General features: G+C 65.4%; 14 protein-coding genes. 6 read left to right on the plus strand and 8 right to left on the minus strand.

Features of this window, described 5'->3' with window-relative positions; translation table 11 throughout:
- Window positions 1-1,051 precede the first annotated feature (1,051 nt).
- From ACFQS1_RS39580 to ACFQS1_RS39590, 3 genes are read left to right on the plus strand one after another with little or no spacing between them, the layout of a single operon-like run.
- Complete coding sequence (locus ACFQS1_RS39580) at window positions 1,052-2,569, plus strand: SMODS domain-containing nucleotidyltransferase (RefSeq protein WP_378978048.1); 1,518 nt, start codon at window positions 1,052-1,054, stop codon at window positions 2,567-2,569.
- Window positions 2,566-3,087: a hypothetical protein gene (locus ACFQS1_RS39585; protein WP_378978050.1), complete on the plus strand. Its 522-nt coding sequence runs from the start codon at window positions 2,566-2,568 to the stop codon at window positions 3,085-3,087. Before ACFQS1_RS39580 ends, ACFQS1_RS39585 begins: the two co-directional genes overlap by 4 nt.
- A complete protein-coding gene (locus ACFQS1_RS39590; protein ID WP_378978052.1) occupies window positions 3,084-4,355 on the plus strand; it encodes a ThiF family adenylyltransferase in 1,272 nt (423 codons plus the stop codon). Before ACFQS1_RS39585 ends, ACFQS1_RS39590 begins: the two co-directional genes overlap by 4 nt.
- A 584-nt stretch (window positions 4,356-4,939) precedes the next feature.
- Here ACFQS1_RS39590 and ACFQS1_RS39595 read toward each other — a convergent pair.
- Both ACFQS1_RS39595 and ACFQS1_RS39600 read right to left on the minus strand, forming a co-directional pair.
- Complete coding sequence (locus ACFQS1_RS39595; RefSeq protein WP_378978054.1) at window positions 4,940-5,833, minus strand: HNH endonuclease; 894 nt, start codon at window positions 5,831-5,833, stop codon at window positions 4,940-4,942.
- Between the two features lie 76 nt (window positions 5,834-5,909).
- The gene (locus ACFQS1_RS39600; RefSeq protein ID WP_378978056.1) at window positions 5,910-6,857 is read right to left on the minus strand and encodes a hypothetical protein; all 948 of its coding nucleotides are present in this window, start codon (window positions 6,855-6,857) and stop codon (window positions 5,910-5,912) included.
- Window positions 6,858-7,125: 268 nt separating this feature from the next.
- Between ACFQS1_RS39600 and ACFQS1_RS39605 the strand changes: the two genes are divergently transcribed.
- Together ACFQS1_RS39605 and ACFQS1_RS39610 are read left to right on the plus strand one after the other, a co-directional pair.
- Window positions 7,126-8,166: a DUF262 domain-containing protein gene (locus tag ACFQS1_RS39605; protein WP_378978058.1), complete on the plus strand. Its 1,041-nt coding sequence runs from the start codon at window positions 7,126-7,128 to the stop codon at window positions 8,164-8,166.
- Between the two features lie 6 nt (window positions 8,167-8,172).
- Window positions 8,173-8,832 carry an MAE_28990/MAE_18760 family HEPN-like nuclease gene (locus tag ACFQS1_RS39610; protein WP_378978060.1) on the plus strand — a complete coding sequence of 220 codons (660 nt, stop codon included), beginning with the start codon at window positions 8,173-8,175 and terminating at the stop codon, window positions 8,830-8,832.
- Window positions 8,833-9,083: 251 nt separating this feature from the next.
- On the opposite strand, the gene ACFQS1_RS39615 is transcribed toward ACFQS1_RS39610, so the two are convergent.
- The gene (locus ACFQS1_RS39615) at window positions 9,084-10,484 is read right to left on the minus strand and encodes a DUF3825 domain-containing protein (RefSeq protein ID WP_378978062.1); all 1,401 of its coding nucleotides are present in this window, start codon (window positions 10,482-10,484) and stop codon (window positions 9,084-9,086) included.
- 347 nt (window positions 10,485-10,831) lie between these two features.
- On the opposite strand from ACFQS1_RS39615, the gene ACFQS1_RS39620 reads away from it, so the two are divergent.
- Window positions 10,832-11,023 carry a hypothetical protein gene (locus ACFQS1_RS39620; RefSeq protein WP_378978064.1) on the plus strand — a complete coding sequence of 64 codons (192 nt, stop codon included), beginning with the start codon at window positions 10,832-10,834 and terminating at the stop codon, window positions 11,021-11,023.
- Window positions 11,024-11,730: 707 nt separating this feature from the next.
- On the opposite strand, the gene trxA is transcribed toward ACFQS1_RS39620, so the two are convergent.
- From trxA to ACFQS1_RS39645, 5 genes are all read right to left on the minus strand, one after another.
- The gene (gene trxA / locus ACFQS1_RS39625) at window positions 11,731-12,162 is read right to left on the minus strand and encodes a thioredoxin (protein ID WP_378978066.1); all 432 of its coding nucleotides are present in this window, start codon (window positions 12,160-12,162) and stop codon (window positions 11,731-11,733) included.
- A 6-nt stretch (window positions 12,163-12,168) separates the two neighbouring features.
- On the minus strand, window positions 12,169-12,459 hold the full coding sequence (locus ACFQS1_RS39630; protein ID WP_378978068.1) for a glutaredoxin family protein: 291 nt from the start codon (window positions 12,457-12,459) through the stop codon (window positions 12,169-12,171).
- Window positions 12,460-12,487: 28 nt separating this feature from the next.
- The gene (locus ACFQS1_RS39635) at window positions 12,488-13,222 is read right to left on the minus strand and encodes a peroxiredoxin (protein ID WP_378978070.1); all 735 of its coding nucleotides are present in this window, start codon (window positions 13,220-13,222) and stop codon (window positions 12,488-12,490) included.
- Between the two features lie 114 nt (window positions 13,223-13,336).
- Complete coding sequence (locus tag ACFQS1_RS39640; protein WP_378978072.1) at window positions 13,337-13,861, minus strand: DoxX family protein; 525 nt, start codon at window positions 13,859-13,861, stop codon at window positions 13,337-13,339.
- 82 nt (window positions 13,862-13,943) lie between these two features.
- Window positions 13,944-14,204 (minus strand): ferritin family protein, encoded by a 261-nt coding sequence (locus ACFQS1_RS39645; protein ID WP_378978074.1) that lies wholly within the window; start codon window positions 14,202-14,204, stop codon window positions 13,944-13,946.
- Between the last annotated feature and the right edge of the window lie 102 nt (window positions 14,205-14,306).

Consider the following 14,306-nt stretch of genomic DNA (forward strand, 5'->3'; position numbering starts at 1 on the left):
CCGTCACCGGCCGCCGCCGGCTGCTTGTCAGATGAAGTGGACACGCTCACAAGGATCTCCGATCCCCGCCCTCAGGTCACCACCCCACAGTCACACGGGGTGTCTCACACGATCTTGACCGAGAGGGGACCACGTTCGGGCCCTGCTCGATGACACTGACATTCTGCTGTGCTGCGCCGACGGGGTTGCAGCGCGAAGAGCCGTCAGTCACCTAGCCCGCCGCGCTCGCCGACCCGCAGTCCTGGCCTGTGTACTGGACGAGGGAGGCATCGGCGAGATCATCCGCCTTCGGCCCTGGGCCGACCACGGATGCCTGCTATGCCGCCGACAAGCACTTCTGGACGCGAACGTTCTCGATCCAGAGCCTGCGCTAGAGGCCGCGTACGGCACGGGAACATCGCATCGTCCCATGACCGCTGTCGGATCAGACCTGCTTCTCATGGGTGATCTCGCCGCCAAGATCACTGTCGCCACTGTGCTGGAGACCGCCGGCCACTTCGAGCATCGGCTTCCCGGCGAACAACTAACTTTTGGACTGCAAGCTCGGAGAGGCTGGACCGGACCCTTCGATCTAGGTTTCACGGGCCAGATCCGATGGACTCCTGCACCGCCACCGCGGCCAGGCTGTTTCACTTGCGGGCAACGGTGATCGGCAACACCCCATCAAGGATCAACATCGCCTCATCGGCGTACGAGACCAACGGAGCCGAGGCCCTTGCGTCCGCCGACGCGACAGAGACCAGTGGAATCCTTCTCGGATCCGGCGCTCCCGATTCAGTCGTCATCCGACACGCAGGGCAGCCGCGCCTCGCGCCCTACAGCAACCACGGTTCTTCCTACGTGACGTCGCACTTGCGCAACTTCTGGAAGATGTCGCCCGGTTTCGCCCGAAACTCGGCTTTCGCGACCGTGGCCAAGCCGTCCGTTACCCGCCTGCGAGACCGGCTTGGTCAAGGTCTGCAACACGCTCTTCGCGAGATCGAACACGTGCCGGGACTTTGCGATCGCGCTACTGTCGAATTTCGGGCCGGGCCTGAACGCGGGGTGACTGGTGAAGATCAAGGACGTAATCCAAGAAGCCGTTGACAGAATCTCGCCGAGTGGATCTCAACACGACAAGGCCAACCGGCGGGCGGCCGTCTTCACCTCCTCGATGCAGAAGATGCTGCACGGCAAGACCGAAGTGGTGCGGTCGGGGTCCTGGGCGCGAGGCACATCGCTCGATCCCATTCATGACGTCGACCTCATCGTGCTGCTCCCGTCGGACCTGCACGCCGAATACCAGGCAGGTAGCGGGTCTGCCGACGCCGTTCTGAAATACGTGGCAGAGCTGATCGTCGAGGCGGTCCCCGGCGTGCACCGCGCGGTACCACGTAACCACGTCGTCAAGTGCTATGTGGACAGCCGATGGGCCACCGACACCGAGGGCTGGCACGGGTTCGCCGTCGACGTGATGCCCGCGTTTCGCGTCGGTCCAGGGGTCATCGAGGTTCCGGAGCGCCGCAGCGACAGGTGGCGCACCGTCGCACCCGAGAACCTCATCGCCGCGAGCCTGCGGCGTGAGAAGGAATGGCCGGAATACCTGAACATGGTCCGCCTGCTTAAGAACTGGGCCCACGAGCATCCCGAGCTGGGCATCACATCCCTGGCCATGGAGGTGCTGGCACTGCGGTGCCTGCCGCACCCGCCGCTGCTGAGGCGCATGTCCGAGATAGACGCCCTGACGAGGTTCTTCACCGCGGCGGCCGGCGAGATCATGCGCGGCGTGTACGACCCGGCCGGCCGCAGCGGCGAGATCGCGCCCGGGCTGGACCGGCGGGCGGCACGCAAGATGTTCCTCAAGATGGCGGACCTGTCGGCCACCGCGGCCGAGTGGGCGAAGTCCGGCCACCCGGACGGAGAAGACATCGCGGTCCACTTCCTCCGCGAGATCTTCGGCGACGCCATCCGCAAGCCCAAGCACAACTGGACGCAGGAAGAGATCGACGCTCGGAACCGCCCCGAACCGGTCAAGATCTTGCCCGAAGAGCGGACGTGGCGGTACTTCCCGGGTCGGTATCCCGGGCAGGGCCCGACGCCAGGCACAAATCCCGGAGACACGCCGAACGGAAGGCCACCCGAGCCGACCGACCCACCGGAGCCGCCGCCAGGCCCGTACGGACCAACCGGCGGCCCGACCCCACGCCCACCTGGACCGGCCGACGGCAGTCCCTATCCGAAGCCGCGCCCGCACGGACCGATGGGCGACAGCCCGAACGCGACGCCACACCCGCAAGGACCAACCGGCGGCATCGATACGACCGCACGCCGGAGAGGGCCGACCCGCCGTACAGACCCGACCCAAGGCCGGCGAACACCGAGCCCTGACCCGGAGGCGACGGCACTCGGGCGAGGGCAGGACGCCGGGCTGAATCCGGCGCCGCATACGACACCGCCCGCGTATGAGCACGGCTCGGCGGCGGCCGGGACATCACGCTTCCGTAATCCCGCGGGGCATCGTGCGATGCTGGGGGCGGGCGCCGCCGTCGCAGCGCCAACCGTGGTGCGGGCCGAGGACCCGGCCGGATGACGGCACCCGGCGTCGAGGCGATCACGTGGTGGCAGGACGATCCCAGGCGCTTTGCCGCCGAATGCGCCGCCATGAAGGAGGCGGCGCCGGATCTTCGATGGTCCGACGAGGGGTTCGGAGGGTGGTCCGGCGAAGTGCCGCTGTGGCCCTTCGGCCGCGCCGCGCCGCACGGCCTCGCCGATCTGGTGGAGGGCCGGCGGCTGCAGGTCACGGTGGCCTGCCTGCCCGCGCATCCCATGCTGGCACCGCTGGTAGTCCCGGATGTCGAGCTGCCGATCGAGGCACTCGGGCTGAACACGTGGCATCTACTGCCGAACGGGGCGCTGTGCCTGTTCCGGGGGACCTCGTGGTGGGATCCGGCGCGCCTGGCCGCCGACCTCGTCCCGAAGATCAGCGGCTGGTACATCGAGTACCGCCTCATGACGTGCCACTGCATCAGCCGGATGCCGGACCGCGGCGTCGACGTCAACGCCCGCCTCGACAAGATCATCGAAGCCTGCGCGGCGGGCACCGCATGACCAACCCCTATCTCGTGCTGGTCACCAGCGGCACGGCCGCGCGCATTGCCGGTTCGGCACAACGGTGGGGCCGGACCGCGGTCGCCGTCGACACGGACAACGAGCTCTTCGGGGTGATCGGCAGCGCCGACGGCGACGCGAGCCCGGTGCTCGACCATCCCGCGGGCGAGGCCCACCCGATCACGCGCGCCCAGCGCCCGGTACCTGGGTTGTGGGCTGTCGTCCCGCCCGGCTCGCACGAGACCCACGCCGACGCCAGGCGCATCGGCCGTCAGCTCCGGCCGACCGCATTCGACGCCTTCTTCGCCGATGTTCCCGTGCAGGCAAGGTCGGCGGGGACATTCGTGGTGGCCACCCGGCAGCCCGGCGCCGCACAGGAATGGGCGGCCTGGATAGCCGGAGACTTCGGCCTCCGGCCGCTCGACATCGATATTCTGCCGCCGCCCTCGTTCGACCCGCTGCCGGATCTCGGCGCGGGCTGGCCGGTGGAGGATCTCGACAGGCCGGTCGTCGTGGTGGGTGTCGGCAGTATCGGCAGCGCCGTCGCGCACGCGCTCGCCCGTTACGGCGTACGGGAAATGGTGCTTGTCGATCCGGATCGGCTGCGCCGACACAATCTCGTCCGGCACCAGAACACCCGGGCGGCGATCGGGCAGTACAAAGTGGACGCCATGAGGGAAGCGATCGGTGAACAATGGCCGGCCACCCGCGTCACGGCGTTACGGGCCAGCGTCATCGCCGGCGCCGATCTCATGCGTCCGCTGTTCGCCCGGTCACCCCTCGTGATCTGCGCGGCCGACGGGGTGGCCGCGCGACGTACGGTGAGCCATCTCGCGTGGCGGGCCGGGAGCACGGCCGTGTTCGCGTGTGTGCTGCGCGACGGCGCGTTGGGCGAGGTGCTGCGGGTGCGGCCCTGGCCAGGAACACCGTGCCTGTTGTGCACCCGCGCGGCCCTCGTGAAGGAAGGCTCCTTCGACCCAGAGCCGGACCTCGACGCGGCGTACGGGACCGGTGAGGTGCACCGCCCGATGACGGCAATCGGCTCCGACCTGACCATGGTCGCCGGGCTCACGGCGAAACTCGCCGTCGCCACGCTGCTGGAGAACGCCGGCCACTACGAGCACGTCATCCGGCCGGACTGGGCGATGATCGGCCTGCGACTGGACCGGGGCGCGCCGGAGCCCTTCGACCTCTTCCCGGGCCAACTGCACTGGCTACCGGCCGCCGACGCCCGCCCGGACTGCCCCACCTGCGGCTCCCAGCGATGAACCGGCCCACTCGCTGGTCTCTGGCCGCCGAGGCGCGGCCGGACTTGCGGCGGCGCGCAGAGATATAAGCCGGTCCACTCGCTGTCTCGCCTGTGGGTCGCAGCGATGAACCGGTCCGCTCGCCGCCTGCCAGTCACCGCTCCGGTCTACCCACCGTATCGGCCGCGCCGGCGACGCCGGCGGAGGACGTTCCGCGGAGTCATCAAAGGACCAACCTGCGCCAGGTTTCCAGCCCAAACCACGAGGTCAGGAACCATATCTTCGCAGCTAGAGACATTGAGAACGGCGCAATGAAGCGCAGGTCTGTCTCTTTCCGGGGGCACCACGTAGATCTGCAAAATCGCAGCGTGATCGGTCGAGGACTACGCGTCGAAGCGACCTTCCGGCTGGCATAGCTTGCCCGGCACGCGTCCTAATCTCGTGTTCGAGGCGCCGCCTGCTGAGGTTCGCTGGGCTATCGGCGCCCAGCCGACGTGACCCAGAGCTACCGGCTGGATTTCGTGGCGCGTTCTGTCCGTTAGGTCCGCTTGTGGCGGCGGTTGGCCAGTTTCGGCCCGGACGCCTCGTGAGCGTCTGGGCCAGGATCAACCGAGCCCATCCTCGCTGGCAGATACACCGGCGGCCGTCTGCACGGATGTGACTGTTCCTTCCACAGGAGGTCCCACAAGAAGCTGGCGGTTGAGCCGCCTCTCGGTGCGCGGCGCGTCCGCGGGGATCGCCGAGGACCAGGAGACGAAGACGCGCCCTACCAGTAGCACGCCCTCGACAGACCCAGCCGGATCGTGCAGGACTGCCCTGATCGCGGGCTCGTCCGTTATCGGTTCGTAGGTACGGAAGACCATCAGGCCCGCTGCCATCCTGCTTGCGGGCACGTTCCGCCTGTTCTCGGCGTCCCGGGCGGCGACGAGATCACGGCGAATTTCGTCGGCCGCGTCGCCTTCGAGCACCCCGTACGTGAGACAGGCCGCGAGATACGCGTGCTTGAGCAGCCCGAGTGAACAGCGGTTCCAGTCAGGCAGCAGGGCGTCAAGGTCGAGATCGCCGGACTCCAGCATCGCCGTGACGTCCGGATTGGCTCGACCGTCGAATACAAGGACGAACTCCCCATCCGGGGTGTTCCGGAACAGTATTCGTTTCTCCCTACGCCGGCCACGTACCCCTGCGGACCGGAAGGAGGGAAGTGCGACGGCCCCTTCGAACCAGTCCACCAGGTCGGCCTCCACGTTACTGCCGAGCTTGTTGTTGCAGGCAAGGCACGTCATCGTCAGGACCTTCCCGCCGAGCCGGGCCGGCGGGACGTGTTCCTCCGACGTGGCGGGATCGCCGCAGATCGGGCAGCGATCGAAGTCCCGACGCCGAATCGGTGCGATCGGCGTCACCTCCGCCGATTCTCCGGGATCATCGGGGCGTAGAACGACGTCGAGCGTCCGGCCGTCGGGTAGGGCGATCGACATCGACTCTGGCGCACGTGGAGTCACCTTGGCAGGCTACGCGCGGGCCGCCGCTTGCCCTCGAATTAATGAGCAGCGCCATCGGCCGGGCACCTGCGCCTGGTCAGTTCATGGACAGCCGGTCCAGCGAATACATAGGCTTGTCCGGCCATGCAAACTGGACTCCGTTGGCCGAGAAGCGGGCCGGCTGGGTGATGTCGTGGTCTCCGACCCAGGCGTGCGACAGATCCTCCAGCGAACGGTTGTCGTCGGGCAGCGGCAGCAAGACGCGATGTTGGCCAAGGACGACCATGACGCACCGCCGCTCGGTGGGCTCCCTGATGATCCAGATCTCCCGGCGGGTCGGGTCACCATCTGGATGGGTCATGCTCAGGATGGGCAGCGTGACGCTGGCGGGGTCCTTGAAGTGCCGACGCATCAGGTCGAGTGCGGGTTGGGCGATGTAGCGCCAGCCGAAGCGGGCGAAGGCGACGATGTAGGCGGCACGGATCCACGACGTGCGCGCCCGGTCGGCGTTGATCCGCATTCGCGGGGTGATGGTGAAGCGCAGGTCTGGCGCATCCGGTCCCACGTACCGGTCCATCGCCTCGGTCATGAGGTCAGCAGTGGCGCGGTTGTTCGCCTTCGGCACGCCGAACATGCACATGCCGGTCGTTCCGGTCACGTGCCAGTCGCCGTAGGTGGTGACGCCATCAACGGTAAACGCAGCCCGAACCGGCTCGCTGCTCTCACCGGCCAGAAACCTGCCCAAGGTGTGCTGCTTGTGCGCCTCGCCGTCGAACAGCCTGCCCGATTCGCTGTTGCACGGCTTGCAGGTCAACGCGAGCACGGTGCCACCCGACCACGCCGGCGGTGCGTGCTCCTCGGTCAGCATCGAGTCGGGCTCCTCCAGAACCTCGATCCGGAAAATGGTGGTCAGGCACAGCGGGCAGGCGTACCAGTCCTCGCCGCTCGGGAGCTGGTCTTCGCGGCCCCGGGCACGCAGGTCGGCGCGCAACGCGCGAGCACCGTCGGTGAACCAGGTCTTGCGTGTCTCCAGCCGTCGAACCACAGCCGACGAGCCTGCGCCACCGGCCGCGAACAATGCAACTTGATTCGATCGATCAAGTGATACGCCTCGACCGGCGGTCTCCGGAGCCCCGCCCCCGCGAGCCTTGCGCGACAATGGCACGGAGTCAGCACGTGGATCGTGGATACGTCTAGGCTCGTCTGTGCACCGGTCACCCGGGGAAGATACGAGACCGCACGGAAGGGTCGCTGTGAGCCTAGAGAGTCAGATTGCGGCAAAGGCAAAGGAAATCCACACGGATGGGTATCCGATGTCCATCGGTGAGGTTCTTTCGCTCTATCGAGATGGCGATATTGACATCCATCCGGAGTTCCAGCGGATCTTTCGCTGGAGCGATGATCAGAAATCGCGACTGGTCGAGTCCATTCTGCTGGGGATTCCGATCCCGTCAATTTTTGTTTCGCAGCGCCCCGACGGCGTCTGGGATGTCATTGATGGAGTGCAGCGGCTGTCGACAATCTTCGAGTTTGTAGGGGTCTACCGCGACCATGAAGAGAACCTTGTAGAGCCCACGACCCTGCGGGCTACAGAGTACCTCCCCGCGCTCAAAGGCTACCGGTGGGAGGTTGCCGCTCCGAACGTGCAGGTCTTTTCCGATGCGATGAGGCGAGACTTCAAGCGCGCAAAGTTGGACTTCCGAATCATTCAAAAGGAATCCGACCCCAATGCTAAGTATGATATGTTTCAGCGACTGAATTCCGGAACTGATCTCTCCGCCCAGGAAGCACGAAATTGCCTTTTGGTAATGCTCAACGTCTCAATGTTCAATGAGTTGGTAGATCTGGCTCGCGTTACTGATTTCGTGGAGTCCGTTCCGATTTCCGACCAGAAGGAGGACGAAGCTTACAGGCAAGAATTGGTTTTGCGGTTTTTTGCTCAAGCATCCTTCGCCAGTGGCGACGCCGAGCTACGCGAAGAATACGGCGACTACCTGACTAGATGGATGCGAGAAGCGGCGGCAGATTTCGGTCGACCCGAATCGCAGGTAGACGAGCATTTATTCACTCGTACCTTCAGCCTCCTCAACCGCACCATGGGGGAAGATGCTTTCAAGCGTTTCAACGGCAGTCGGCACCTCGGGCCTTTCTCTATTGCGTGCTACGAGTTCGTGACGTCAGGTATTGCCGCCAACATTGACCGCTGGGAGGCAGCGGACGCGCCTTCTCTCCGCTCTCGAATCCAGGAGGTTTGGACAGCGCCGGACTTCCGAGATAATTCGGGAACAGGGATGAGTCCACGTCGCCGAGTACCGCGACTGATCAATAGGTCCCGCAACTTTTTTGCGCAATAGATCGTCATGGCACCCAGAACTCCTGACGAGGTCCAAGACCTACTTGATGGCGCGCTAGGCTGGCGACGCATTGAGATGCATGCCTTGACCGCGCAACTGAATACCGCGCATCGGGAATCCCCTGATTCCCCACTCTCTCGGGCTCTCGCTCGAAGTTGCGCGGCAATCATCTATGCCCACTGGGAAGGCTTCACCAAGGAGGCATGCCAAGCCTACGTAGACTTCGTAGTCAAGCGCAGATTGAAGTTGTCTCACTTGAATGACGGCCTCCTCAAAACCTCCCTTATGGGCTTGGCGAAGCGCCTAATGGCGGGCGACGAGCTCGGAATAGAAGCGCTGCTCGACGCGGTTCGAAGGCCGGACGAGGCGCGGGCCCGTTTTCCCAAGAACACCATGGTCGACACTAAGTCAAACCTTCGATATGCGGTCTTCTGTGAAATATTCGGCGCGGTTGGCTTCGAAATTCAAGAGTTTGCAACGAAGGCCAACTTCATTGATAGATCCCTCTGCGATGTTCGTAATACCGTCGCGCACGGCAGAGAACTCTTTCCGGATCCGGCTGATATTCGGATCCTGCACTCCGAAGTAGTGCAGATGATGGAATCTGTCCGCGACACTATTCTGGCGGCGGTGCGCGACCAAGGCTATCGCGTGTCGTCGACATAGCGGGGACCGGGCGGGCGCCGCGGGCCTGCGGCTGGATGGCGGCCCAGCGCAGCCCATGCCTGTCCGGTTGAGGCTGAGCGCCAGCGATGAGGCCACCAACAACAGTGCAGGTCGGCTCCCAACGTTACCCATCGATCGAGTGATCGCCTTTACCGCCGCTCGCCCCAAGAAAGCATGGCCACGCTTGGGCCTGCGTTAGCTGCTGTGACACTTCTGTAATCGGCAATCACGTAGTGCCCAGAACCATTTTCCTAGGGATTTAACCAATCACGGTCAGGTCGCGCGAGCAGGCGAGCGTTCTTTAATGCTGAGGCCAACGGCAATACGGTTTCTCCGTGGTATTCGCCGCCAACTCGACGGACCACCAACGCGAGTTGGGCCTCTGCCGTACCGCGCAGAGCAAGCGGCAGAAGTAACTGCACCTCGCCCCGGTGAAACTGGGGCACAGCAGCCTTGTAGTTTCGACCGACCCGTTCCACCGCCCTGTCGACCGCTGACCGTGTGAGCATTAACGCCATCGCCTCGTTCTGCAGATCCTCGGGGTATCGCGAAAGGTTGTCCTTTACGAAATGATCCCAATCCAAGATCAGCGGAAGGCGCGAGTCGTAGAAAAGCGCTGCTGGGTCATCCCAGTAGCGCGCCCGAGCAGGACGCGGTGAGAAGATTCCGGCAACTCGGCCATCAGACTCCTTCATCCAACCCAGCAGTCGCCACGGGTACCCGTCGTCGTCGGGCTTCTCGCTCAACACGCCATAGATCTCCTCCTGGTTTGGCGTCACTAGCCCTGTGTTGAATGCCGCCCGCCGCCCGTCCGCTGCCACCCCGTAGGCAATCTTTCCTTCGTCGACTAATCGGGCAAAGGTATGTTCGATGTAGCTTCGCAGTACCGGCAGGTCAGCAGGGGATCCGGAAGCTGTTGTCGAATTCTCATCGACACCAGCAGTCTCAGATGGCTCGTCTTCATCATCTGGGTGATTAAGGACCCACACATCCTGTTGTTCCGCAAGGCCAGCGAGGATCTGCCACGCCTGAGCAGGAATTCGCACAAACCGCCCCAGTGGGCTGCGCGGATCCAAGCGCTTCACCTGACCGGCCATAGGACCCTTGTCGCCAGGTACGACATCGAAGGTCACCTGTTCGCCGGCGACGAGGGTTACACGGGCACCTGAAGGACCTAGGACCTCGGCATAGTGCACGAACATCGACAGACCTGTCTCTTCGTCAACGATGTACCCGTAGCCCTTGAGGTGGTCAAACTCCGTGACCACACCGGCGTGACGGTCTAGCGGAAAGGACAGACTGGAAACCTGAAGGCGACCCTCGTGCGCTTCATCGTTGCTGAGGGTTACAAGGACCGACTCCCCGGTCACGAGGCATCGGTACCCAGCACCAGGCAGCGAGGTGATATGGACAAACGCAGTTTTCCCGGAAGAGTCAAGCTTAACGACACCAAACCCGCGATCACCGTTCCACCATTCGACGATGGCCGGCTCTGAAGTTGCCGTTGCGAGCGGCTCGCGGGTACCCACCGCAACGCGCTGGCGAGGCACGGAGGCGTGCGCCTCGCTCGCCGCCTCCATCCCTGCCTGAGAGATTGGTCGGCGATGAGGCATGCTGGCAGGCGATGGACGGTCGGCACGTTGTTCGGGCATCGTGTTGCTCCCCTCGATCCGGCCGGCGTCCGACCTTACCTGCACAACCGTCCATGACTCTGCACGCTTCCCATCCAGCTTTGGTCAAACCGACCAAGCGCGACAGGGCAACCCAGCCCGCGCGGTCGAAATTTGTCGAAGGCCATGGCCACGCCACTTGATCGCGGCGTTCCTCCCGCCGCAACCTCTGGGCCGGCGCCGCTCGGCAGGTGCCCCGCCGACAAAAGACAGGCTCCTGCAAGGCCCGCCCCCCGGACCTGACCCTGACAACCGGAGCAAGCCCGGCCGTCACATATCACTCGATGGGGCGCTCGTCATGCCCGGCCGACCCTGGCAACCTGCCAGGCGTGCTGAAAGCCACGACCGTCATCCATGACATCCGCATCGCCCACGGCGACGAAGGCCGACGGCTCGCCGCGCTACAAGCGAAAGCCATCCTCGACGTCCTCACCTGGGCCGCTGAACGACAACGGCCAGTTCCCGAGGCCGCCGCAGACAACACCGCCGCCGAGAGTCCGCGTGATCTCAACGAACGCTGATACGCTCCGAGGGCTGGTCAGCGCGAATTTTGCAGATCTACAACGTTCCGCCTAGTCACCAGGTTGGGCTACTCGAAACTCGAGATCTGCAATCCGTTTCACGGCGATTGTGCCCATTTCGGCCGATTCGAGATGTCCGGCTTCACCCTACTTTGCCCTAGCGCAGGTTCGACTCCTCCCGGGGGCACGTCACAGAACTGTGCACATCCAACGGGAACGCTGGTGGTTGAGGCCACGTACCCGCTGCAGCCGCCACGAACGCGGCGTTGATCGCGGGACGCCTTGGGTCCGACGGATGTCGTCGTTTTCGATGGCCTCGGGACGCGAGCCGCTCGTCGTTTCGACTACGACCAGTCCGTTTTGCCCTGGTCTACGCAAACCTTGCGTATCGACGCAGAGCCGGCGCACCCCGTCGCGGACGTGTAGTTCCGCGTCAGTCAGCGCCGGAGTTTGAGCGGCGGCGAGCGAGCGCCGCGGCGAGGTCGGGGTGCGCGGCCAGCGATGTCATCCTGGTTGCGGTGGCGGCAAGGGGTTCGGTGCGGCGAGTTGACCGGAGCCGCGAGTTGTTGCTCCTGCTCGTGAAGAGGCTCGCGAGCTCCTCGCTCTCGACGCTGTCAACAGCGGCGAGGCTTGGTCTTCGGCTGGGTAGCGCCCGCCGCTGCCGGTCGGCGCGGCGGGCGCACTCAATGCGAGTTTGTGGGGCCGTTCTAGTGGTTTTCAAGCCAGGCGCGTAGCTGGTGGCTGGGCAGCGCGCCGGTGCGCCGGTCCACTTCGGCGCCGCCGTGGGTAAGCACCAGCAGGGGGATGCTCTGTGCCCGGAAGCGGCTGGCGGTGGCCGGGTTTTGGTCGACGTTGACCTTGGCAATCTTCAGGTGTCCGGCGCGGTCGGCGGCCAGCTGCTCGAGAACGGGCGCCATGGTGCGGCACGGTCCGCACCACGGCGCCCAGAGATCCAGCAGGACCGGCACGCTGGCTTGCAATTCCGCGGCGAGGGTGGCGTCGGTTGCCTCGATCAGCCAGGGCAGCGGTTGGCGGCAAGCGCCGCACCGGGGCGTGCCGTTCGCGGTGGGGCGGACGCGGTTTTTCTTCTGGCAGGCGGGGCAGGTGATCACGTTGGCTGCGGTCGTGGTGGTGGTCATGGCGGGTCACATCCTGGCGAGTACCCATTGCAGCTCGGGGATGCTGGGCTGCACCAGCAGCTGTCCACCAATCGAGACGATGGGGCTGTGGACGCGGCCGCCGGTCATCCAGGTCAGCTGTGCTTGCGCGTTGGGGTTGGTGTCGAGGTCGATGTAGTCGTAGGGAACGCCGGCGTGGTCGAGGTAGCGGCGCACCATCTGGCTCAGGGCGCACCAGCGGCGCCCGTAGACCACGACCGGTGACACCGGCCGGACCTGCGGTGCATAAGGTTGCGCGTACGGGGAGATACCGATCATGGCGGGTAAGCCTCCTTTCCTGTGGTGGTCAGCGGCCGTTGTCCTGGGCGGCAGGTTCGGTGTCCGTGCTGCGGGCGGTGTCGATCGCGGCGAGCAATTCGTCGAGGTCGGGGATGTGGTGCACGTACGGCGAGACGTGCCGGTAGGCGATCCGGCCGTGCGGGTCGATGACGTAGACGGCCCGATCGCTGAACCCGTCGCTGTCGCGCCAGACGTGGTACCGGCGGGCGATTTCGCCCTTGGGGTGGAAGTCGGACAGCAGCGGAATGCTCAGCCTGCGGACCGCAGCCCAGGCGCCGTGGCTGTAGAGGCTGTCGGGTGAGATGGCCAGCAGCGTCGCGCCGCGGCTGCGGAACTCGTCGTATTCCTGCTGGTAGAGGTCGAGTTGCTGGCTGCAGCCCGGGCTCCAGTCCAGGGGGTAGAACACCAGCACGACCGGTCGGCCGCGCAGGTCGGCCAGACGTACGGGGGTGCCGGTGGCGTCGGGCAGCACGAAGTCCGGTGCGAGTGCGCCGACTGGCAGCCCGGTCGTGGCGGCGGCGCCTTCCATGGACGGGGCGCTCTGCCACAGATCGGCGATCTGGCGGATGTCGGTGCCGGAGGACGGCATGCGGTCGTGCTGGACAGTGCGCCAGATCTCGGTGGTGATGCCGTGCAGCACCGCGAGGGCCTGCTTGTGCGGGCCGTCGGGGATGTCGGGGGCCAAGCGGGCGAACTGCTGCTCGAGCTCGTGCAGCGCCCGCGGGTAACCGTTGGTCTGCATGATGAATCGCTCCTGCGGACGTCGTCAACCAGGGGTCTCTCGAGGGGCCGGGCGGTCCGGCCGGGCCCGGTGGCCGCCCGAACCCCTCAAGCCGTGTTTCCTCAAGCGTGAGAATCAGGTGCTGGGCCGTATCCACCGGTCGAACAGGCTGATCGATCCGGCGTCGCGGGCGGTGTTCCCGGCCAGCCAGCCGATCATTCCGACGCCGATGGCCACGCCGGCCGCGGCGAGGCTGGGCAGTTGCCACCCGGCCAGGTGGTCGATGCTGAAGCGGCCCGGCCCGCTCAGGGCCAAGACCAGCGCGGCGCCGGCCAGCACCAGGGGGTATTCGTAGCCGCCGGCGGTGTTCCACAGCCCGTTGGGCCGGTGCACGACCCAGGCCGCGTTGGCCAGCACCGCGATGACCACTCCGGCGGCGACTGGGGTGGCGGCGCCCATCGCCAGGGCGACGCCGCCGGCCACCTCGGCGCCGCCGAGCAGGATCGCGAACGTGCGGCCGGGCCGCCAGCCCAGCGATTCCAGGAAATCGGCGGTCCCGGTCAGGCCGTGGCCGGAGAACCAGCCGAACAGTTTCTGCGCGCCGTGGGCGGCCAGCAACCCGCCGATCAGCAGACGCAGCAGCAACAGGCCGGTATCCACGACGATCACCTCCCTCTGCGAATCAGAACGTTGTGCTTCTCGAACGATCACGAATGTCGCGCATGGCGAATGAAAACTGTGGTTACTGGTGTTCGGCCTGGAACATCCAGTACTGCTTCTCCAGGTCCGCGGTCGCCGCGATGAGCAGGTCCTGCGAGACCGGGTCGGTGTAGCCGACCTCGGTGATCCGCTCGCGTAACGCTGCGAGGAGCTTCGCGTAAACGTCGGTGAAGAACGTGACGACGTCGTCGTCGTTCTCCCAGCCCGACGGCGGCTGCGGTACCCGGCTCAGGTGGGCGACCGTGGCGGCGAGCCCGTTAGTACTGCTACGGCAGGTCGCCACTTCGTGTGGTTGTGAGTCGTTTGTCGGGTGTGGTGACGGCTGAGCAGGTATCGGGTTGGGACGATGACTTCCGTGAGTTCTTTCTGGGGTGGTCGCAGTGGT

Source organism: Paractinoplanes rhizophilus (genome assembly GCF_042664765.1).
Taxonomy (GTDB): domain Bacteria; phylum Actinomycetota; class Actinomycetes; order Mycobacteriales; family Micromonosporaceae; genus Actinoplanes; species Actinoplanes rhizophilus.

What these genes read in the sequence shown, in the direction of transcription:
- ACFQS1_RS39585 (WP_378978050.1), top strand. Translation starts at nt 2,566, where the DNA reads ATGACGGCACCCGGCGTCGAGGCGATCACGTGGTGGCAGGACGATCCC.
- ACFQS1_RS39590 (WP_378978052.1), top strand. Translation starts at nt 3,084, where the DNA reads ATGACCAACCCCTATCTCGTGCTGGTCACCAGCGGCACGGCCGCGCGC.
- ACFQS1_RS39605 (WP_378978058.1), top strand. Translation starts at nt 7,126, where the DNA reads ATGTCCATCGGTGAGGTTCTTTCGCTCTATCGAGATGGCGATATTGAC.
- ACFQS1_RS39610 (WP_378978060.1), top strand. Translation starts at nt 8,173, where the DNA reads ATGGCACCCAGAACTCCTGACGAGGTCCAAGACCTACTTGATGGCGCG.
- ACFQS1_RS39615 (WP_378978062.1), bottom strand. Translation starts at nt 10,484, where the DNA reads ATGCCCGAACAACGTGCCGACCGTCCATCGCCTGCCAGCATGCCTCAT.
- trxA (WP_378978066.1), bottom strand. Translation starts at nt 12,162, where the DNA reads ATGACCACCACCACGACCGCAGCCAACGTGATCACCTGCCCCGCCTGC.
- ACFQS1_RS39630 (WP_378978068.1), bottom strand. Translation starts at nt 12,459, where the DNA reads ATGATCGGTATCTCCCCGTACGCGCAACCTTATGCACCGCAGGTCCGG.
- ACFQS1_RS39635 (WP_378978070.1), bottom strand. Translation starts at nt 13,222, where the DNA reads ATGCAGACCAACGGTTACCCGCGGGCGCTGCACGAGCTCGAGCAGCAG.